Raw genomic sequence first — 6,018 nt, 5'->3', positions numbered from 1 at the left:
CCGCGTCCAGGGGCAGCGCCGTGCTGCTGGCAATCGCGCTGCTGCTGGCCGCTGCGGCGCCGGCACCCTCCCGGGCGGCGTCGTCAGCCCAGGCGGCGCAGCGCAGCTTTTCCGTTGCCGCCGGACCTCTCGCGCATGTGATCGCCCAGTACGCCAACCAGGCCGGTGTGGCGCTGTCGTTCGATGCGGCCCAACTGGGTCGGCGGCAGTCGCCGGGCCTGCAGGGCCGCTATGCCGTGGACGATGGTTTTGCGAGGCTGCTGGAGGGCACGGCGCTGCAGGCCGTGCGCGAGTCCAGCGGCGTCTATACGCTGCGGCCGCTGCCAGCGGCGGCCTCGGGCATCGGCGGGCAGACGCTGGGCACGGTCACGGTCCGGGCCACGGCGCCGGCCAGTGCTACGACCGAGGCATCGGACAGCTACGCGGCCAGCCTGGTCACGGGCTACAAGGGGCTTCAGTCGGTGCGCGACATCCCGCAGCCCGTGACCGTGCTCACGCGCCAGTGGCTGGACGAGCAGGCCCTGCCCGACCTGCATGCCGTGCTGCAGCACACGCCGGGCGTGACGGTGGAGTACATCGACAGCGAGCGCATCGCCTATTACTCGCGCGGCTACCAGATCGATTCGCTGCAGGTGGACGGGCTCAATGTGAACCAGGTGGCCTCGGCCTCCACCTTCATCCAGCCCGATACGGCCATGCTGGACCGCGTGGAGGTGCTGCGCGGCGCCACGGGCCTGCTGCGTGGCGCGGGCTCGCCCTCGGCCATGGTGAACATGGTGCGCAAGCGGCCCACGGCGCAATGGCAGGGCTCGGCCGCGCTGACGCTGGGTTCCTGGGACCGCCAGCGCATGGAGGCCGACCTGTCCGGCCCTCTGAACGCAGCCGGCACGCTGCGCGGCCGGCTGGTGGCGCTGGCGGACGACAAGGCATCGTTCCAGACCGCGCGCAAGGAAAAGCGCCTGGGCCTGTACAGCGCGCTGGAGGCGGACCTGGGGCCGCGCACCACGCTCACGGCCGGCCTGCAGCACACGGACCTGCAGGCCACGGGCTCCTGGGGCGGCCTGCCTGCCGCCGCCGACGGCAGCCAGCTCGGCCTGCCGCGCAGCACCTACCTGGGCACGCCCTGGAATACCTGGGACCGCCACAACCAGCAGGCCTTTGCCGAGCTGGAGCACCGGCTGGACAGCGGCTGGCAACTGAAGGCCCAGGCGGCGCACACGCGCTTTCGGTCGGACGGGTTCAAGCAGACCTCGTTTTCCAGGGCCAGCGACAGCAATCCCTACCTGTTCGACGTGAGCACCTCCATCTATGGCGGCGACGGCAGCACGCAGAACGCGCTGAGCCTGCTGGCCAGCGGCCCCTTCGAGGCCCTGGGCCGCAGGCACGAGCTGTCGCTGGGCGCCGACCTGCAGCGCATCCGCAGCACGGGCGCCACGGGCTACTGGGGCGTGAGCCCGCTGCGCAATGTGGACATCCGCGGCTGGAATCCGTACACCAGCTACCCCGAGCCCTTCTACAGCGAGGGCAACGGCAACGCCTATTCATCGCCCGTGTCCCACATCCACCAGTACGGCGGATTCGCGCGGGCCCGGCTGTCGCTGACCGACTCGCTCACCGCGATTGCCGGCGCGCGCCTGAGCTGGTGGAGCTATCTCGAACCCGGCAATGCCCAAAGCGGCTACAGCGTGCGCCGCGAGCTGACGCCCTATGCGGGCCTGGTGCATGCGCTGTCGGACACGCTCGACGCCTATGCCAGCTACAGCGAGATCTTCAGCCCCCAGGACAAGAAGGCCGCCGACGGCAGCATCCTGGCGCCCGCCCGGGGCGAGGACCTGGAGGCCGGGCTCAAGGGCAGTTTCATGGACGGCCGGCTGCAGGCCAGCGTGTCGTTGTTCCGCATCCAGCGCGTGGGCAGCGCCATGCAGGACACGGCATCGGCCATGCCCTGCCTGCCGTGGTACCCGACCAGCCACTGCTTCATGGCCGGCGGCAAGAGCCGCAGCCAGGGCTGGGAGCTGGAGCTGTCCGGCGAGCCCGCGCCGGGCTGGCAGGTGCTGGCCGGCTACACCTACACCTACGCCAGGTACCTGCGCGACGCCTCCGAGGCCAACGTGGGCCAGCCGCTGCGGCCCGTGGACCCGCGCCATGCGCTGCGCCTGTTTGCCAGCCACCGCTTCAAGGGGCCCTTGCAGGGATGGACCGCAGGCGCCGGCGTGCGGCTGCAAAGCGATGCCTACGCCAGCGTGGGCGATGTCACCACCCGCCAGGGTGGCTATGCGCTTTTTGACGCGCTGCTGGCCTACCGCCTGGACGACACCTACTCGCTGCAGCTGAACGTGAGCAACCTGCTGGACAAGCGCTACTACGCCAAGTTCTCGCCCAACAGCACCTACTTCAACAACTACTACGGCGATCCGCGCAACGTCACGGTGTCGCTGCGCGCGCGCTTCTAGGGCCACGGCCGGCCTGCCCTCCTTTCCCTGTTTTTCTTCCCCGGTTTTTCTTCACGGTTTTTCCAACCTTTGCACATGACTGCCATGACGCACCCCAGCACTCCTGCGGACTTCCGCTTCGCTCCCCACCCCCTCACGCGCCTGATCCGCCAATGCCTGGGCGCCGGCCTGGCCCTGGCCGCCGTGGGCGTGGCGGCCCAGACGGCCGAGGGCCCGGCCCTCAAGGAGGTGACGGTGAGCGACCAGGCCGAGGCCATCGGCGGACTGCAAAAGACCTATGCCGGCGGCCAGATCGCGCGCGGCGGCGACCTGGGCATCCTGGGCAAGACCGACCAGATGAACGTGCCCTTCAGCACGACCAACTACACCTCGGAGCTGATCGAGAACCAGCAGGCGCTGACCATCGCCGACGTGGTGATGAACGACGCCTCGGTGCGCACGCTGCAGGCGCGCGGCGGCTATGGCGATGACTTCCAGGTGCGGGGCTTTTCCCTGTCCATGCGCGATGTGTCGGTGAACGGCCTGTACGGCCTGTCGCCCTCCACGCGACTGCCGCTGGAGGTGATCGAGCGCGTGGAAGTGCTCAAGGGCCCCGGCTCGCTGACCAATGGCGTGGGTCCCAGCGGCAGCATCGGCGGCAGCATCAACGTGGTGACCAAGCGCGCGGGCGACGTGCCGCTGAACCGCCTGACCGCCACCTACATGGGCAAGGCCCAGTTCGGCACCCACCTGGACGTGGGCCGCCGCTTTGGCGAAGACAACCAGTGGGGCGTGCGCGTGAATGGCGTGTGGCGCAACGGCGAAGGCAATATCGACGGCGGCCGCCAGCGTCTGGGCCTGGCCTCGGTGGGGCTGGACTACGAAGGCCAGGGCCTGCGCTGGTCGCTGGACGCGCTGACCACCAGCGGCAAGACCACGGAATTCCGCCCGCAAAGCGCCTTCCTGGCCGGCATCACCCAGGTGCCCGCCGTGCCCGACAGCCGCATCAACTTCAACCCGGGCACGGAGCTGCTGGACAAGGCCAAGACCGTGATCTCGCGCGTGGAATACGACATCAACGCCAACACCTCCGTCTACGGCGGCGTGGGCTACAGCGATGTGTCCAGCGACCAGAGCTTCCCCACGGCCGTGCAGCGCATCGACTCGCTGGGCAACTTCACGGTGCGCAACGGCTTCTACGACGAGTTCAACAAGACCACCTCGGCCGACGTGGGCCTGCGCACGCGCTTCAGGACCGGCGCCATCGGCCACACCGTGGTGGCCGCGGCCAACTACATGGACCGCGAGAGCGGCTACTTCTACCAGCTGACCACCAAAGCCGTCCCCTCCAACATCTACAACCCGTCGCCCCTGCCTGCCATCGACTTCGTGCGCGGCGCGCCCACCAAGAACGCCGAGCTGACGCAGCACAGCCTGGCGCTGGCCGACACCATGGCGCTGTTCAGCGACCGCGTGCTGGTGACCGTGGGCCTGCGCGACCAGACCATCGACCAGAAGAACGCCAGCGGCACCACGCTGTACAAGGCCAGCGCCGTGACGCCGCTGGCCGGCGTGGTGTTCAAGCCGCAGAACCATGTCGCGGTCTACGCCAACTACACGGCAGGCCTGTCGGCAGGCGGCACGGCCGGGCCCAACACGGCCAATGCCGGCCAGGTGTTCGCGCCGCAGAAGTCCAAGCAGTACGAAGTGGGCGTGAAGGTGGACTGGGGCCGCATGACCACGCAGGCCGCGCTCTACCAGATCCAGCGCCCGGGCTCCATGACGGACCCGGTGACCAATGTCTACAGCTTCGGCGGCGAGACGCGCAACCGCGGCCTGGAGCTGACCGCCTACGGCGAGATCCACAAGGGCCTGCGCCTGCTGGCCAGCGCGGCCTTCAACAACGCCAGGCTCTCGCGCACGGCAGGCGGCGTGAACCAGGGCAACGATGCCAACGGCGTGCCCGAGCGCACCTTCAACCTGGGCCTGGACTGGGATACGCCCTGGGTGGAGGGCCTGAGCCTGAACGGCCGCGTGATCCACACCTCGTCCATGTACTACGACGCGGCCAACATCCTGCGCATGCCCGGCTGGACACGCCTGGACCTGGGCGCACGCCTGCGCACCCACGTGGCCGGCAAGCCGGTGGTGCTGCGCGCCAGCCTGGAGAACGTCAGCAACAAGAGCTACTGGGTGACTGCCGCCGGCTACACCACCACGGGCGCGCCGCGCACGCTGATGCTGTCGGCACAAGTGGACTTCTAAGCCCCCGGCAACCGGCAACCGCCCCGCCCCCGGCATGGCGCCGGGGGCGCGGTGATGGCGGGGGCCGCAGGCCCCCTTCTGTCAGAGAAAAGAACACCCCATGCAAAGCCACACGATCAAGACCTGGGCCTGGTTGCACAAATGGAGCAGCCTGGTCTGCACCGTCTTCATGCTGCTGCTGTGCCTGACCGGCCTTCCGCTGATCTTCCACCACGAAATCGGCCACCTGCTGGGCACCGAGGTGGAGGCCCCGCCCATGCCCCAGGGCACGCCCCATGCCAGCCTGGACAAGGTGCTGGAGGTGGCCCGTGTCCAGCACCCGGACCGCGTGGTGCAGTTCGTCTCCAAGTCCGACGACACCGACGACCTCTGGTTCGTCACCATGACGCCCACGCCGGCGCCCACGGACGATTTCCGCTCCGTGGTCATCGATGCGCGCACGGCCGAACTGCTGGCCCAGCCGCGCTTCGACCAGGGCTTCATGTGGGTCATGTTCAAGCTGCACGTGGACCTGTTCGCGGGGCTGCCGGGCAAGCTGTTCCTGGGCTTCATGGGGCTGCTGCTGCTGATCGCCATCGTCAGCGGCGTGGTGCTGTACGCGCCCTTCATGCGCAAGCTCGATTTCGGCACCGTGCGCCGCACGCGCCAGCCGCGCCTGAAGTGGCTGGACCTGCACAACCTGCTGGGCATCGTCACGCTGGTGTGGCTGTTCGTGGTGGGCGCCACCGGCATGATCAATACCTGGGCCGACCTGCTGATCAAGTACTGGCAGCATGACCAGCTCAGCAGCGTGCTGGCGCCCTACCAGGGCCAGGACACGGTGCCGGTGGCGGAGCGCGCCTCGCTGCAGCAATCGCTGCAGGCCGCCCAGCAGCAGGTGCCGGGCACCAGGCTGTACTTCATCGCCTTCCCCGGCACCACGTTCTCCAGCCCGCACCACCACACCTTCTTCCTGCGCGGCAACGAGCCCCTGACCTCGCGCCTGTTCCTGCCCGTGCTGGTGGACGCCAGGACCGCCCAGGTCACGGCCGCGCCCGCCCTGCCCTGGTATCTGACGGCGCTGCTGGTGTCCCAGCCGCTGCACTTCGGCGACTACGGCGGGCGGGCCATGCAGATCCTCTGGGCGTTGCTGGACATCGCCAGCATCATCGTGCTGGGCACCGGCCTGTACCTGTGGGTCAACAAGGGCAAGAGCCTGCCGGCCGCGCAGCCCGCGCCGCGCGGCAAGGAGGTCTCGGCATGAGCGGCGCGCGACACCGGGGCTTTCTCGCACTCTGGGGCTGGCCCATCGCGCTGGGCGTGCTGACGGCCATCGACGCGG

3 protein-coding genes are annotated in these 6,018 nt (G+C 69.2%); all 3 read left to right on the top strand.

Annotation, left to right across the window (positions count from 1 at the left end; genetic code table 11):
• Positions 1-20: 20 nt before the first annotated feature.
• The 3 genes from L995_RS17915 (at position 21) to L995_RS17905 (ending at position 5,940) form a co-directional block, all read left to right on the top strand.
• Positions 21-2,453, top strand: a complete 2,433-nt coding sequence (locus tag L995_RS17915; protein WP_082001573.1) for a TonB-dependent siderophore receptor — start codon at positions 21-23, stop codon at positions 2,451-2,453.
• Positions 2,454-2,528: 75 nt separating this feature from the next.
• Complete coding sequence (locus L995_RS17910; RefSeq protein WP_047472843.1) at positions 2,529-4,697, top strand: TonB-dependent receptor; 2,169 nt, start codon at positions 2,529-2,531, stop codon at positions 4,695-4,697.
• 100 nt (positions 4,698-4,797) lie between these two features.
• Complete coding sequence (locus tag L995_RS17905) at positions 4,798-5,940, top strand: PepSY-associated TM helix domain-containing protein (protein WP_047472842.1); 1,143 nt, start codon at positions 4,798-4,800, stop codon at positions 5,938-5,940.
• Positions 5,941-6,018 lie beyond the last annotated feature (78 nt).

The sequence above is a fragment of the Delftia sp. ZNC0008 genome (genome assembly GCF_000799035.1).
GTDB lineage: Bacteria > Pseudomonadota > Gammaproteobacteria > Burkholderiales > Burkholderiaceae_C > Comamonas > Comamonas tsuruhatensis.
This window is presented reverse-complemented; position numbering and strand designations above follow the sequence as displayed.